1 protein-coding gene and 1 pseudogene are annotated in these 1,031 nt (G+C 43.0%); both read left to right on the top strand.

The window, feature by feature from the left end; all coding sequences use genetic code 11:
- Nucleotides 1–159: pseudogene (locus R7Z78_RS24865) on the top strand (lipase); the annotation flags it as partial.
- Nucleotides 160–171: 12 nt separating this feature from the next.
- Nucleotides 172–1,023 (top strand): lipase secretion chaperone, encoded by an 852-nt coding sequence (locus R7Z78_RS24860; protein WP_169643712.1) that lies wholly within the window; start codon nucleotides 172–174, stop codon nucleotides 1,021–1,023.
- Nucleotides 1,024–1,031 lie beyond the last annotated feature (8 nt).

Genomic DNA, 1,031 nt, shown 5'->3' with positions numbered 1-1,031 from the left:
GCATGCAGCACTCATTTAGGAAAAGTCATTCGTGATGATTACAAAATGAATCACTTGGACGAAATTAACGGTTTACTCGGTATCCACCATCTTTTTGAAACCGACCCCGTCACGCTGTATCGCCAGCATGCGAATCGTTTGAAACTGCAAGGTCTGTAACAGGAATTCCCCATGAAGAAAGTCGCTCTTATCGCTGTGCCCATTCTTTCGCTTCTCGGTGTGGGAGCGGCTTCCCTCTACGTATCGGACTCACCACAATCCAAGATGGCTCAATCGCAACATGACACTACTATCGACCTCTCCTCTCAGAAAGACTTTTTTGAGTACTCATTAAGTGGTCTGGGAGAGCATAGCCTTGAAGAAATCCAAGAAAATATTGAAGAAAGTATCTCGCAGCAAAACTCATTAGGCATTGATGTCGAGTTGTTTCAAAGCTATCTCGCATACAAACGGGCGCTTTCTAAATTAGAACCACTTGAAGATACGACGTTGTCATTAAGCCAATTGCAACGGCTGAATGAAGCCATTCTAAATTTGCAACTTGAATACTTTAACGATCAACAAATTTCCCAACTATTTGATGAAGAAAATCGACTACGCCAACTCGCAATAGAGAAACTGGTGATTAAAACGTACGAGCAAGACTCTGATTCTCAGCAACTACTACTCAACCAAGCGTTATCTGAACAACCTGAGTACATCCAGCAAAGTGAACGCAACAATGCCTTAACGAGGCAACTCGACCAAACCACATTACTCAGTTCACAGGATAAGTATCTCGCTCGCGTCGAGTTGGTAGGAGAAGAAGGCGCGCAAAGGCTGCAAAAATTGGATGAACAACGAGCGACGTTTGAAATAGAGCTGACAAATTACCTAGAAAAACGTGCAGATATTCTTGATGATGACATTTTGGACAACGAAGAGAAGCAGTTAAAAATTGCCAACTTAAGGAAGCAAAGCTTCGAGACAACTCAATGGCGCCGTATCGAAGCTTTGGAACGTATACATGACAGCCAGAACTAGCTGTATAA

The sequence above is a fragment of the Vibrio sp. 1167 genome (genome assembly GCF_033340375.1).
In the GTDB taxonomy this organism is placed as follows: domain Bacteria; phylum Pseudomonadota; class Gammaproteobacteria; order Enterobacterales; family Vibrionaceae; genus Vibrio; species Vibrio alginolyticus.
Note: the sequence above shows the minus strand (reverse complement) of the source record. Positions and strands in the feature narration are given on the sequence as shown.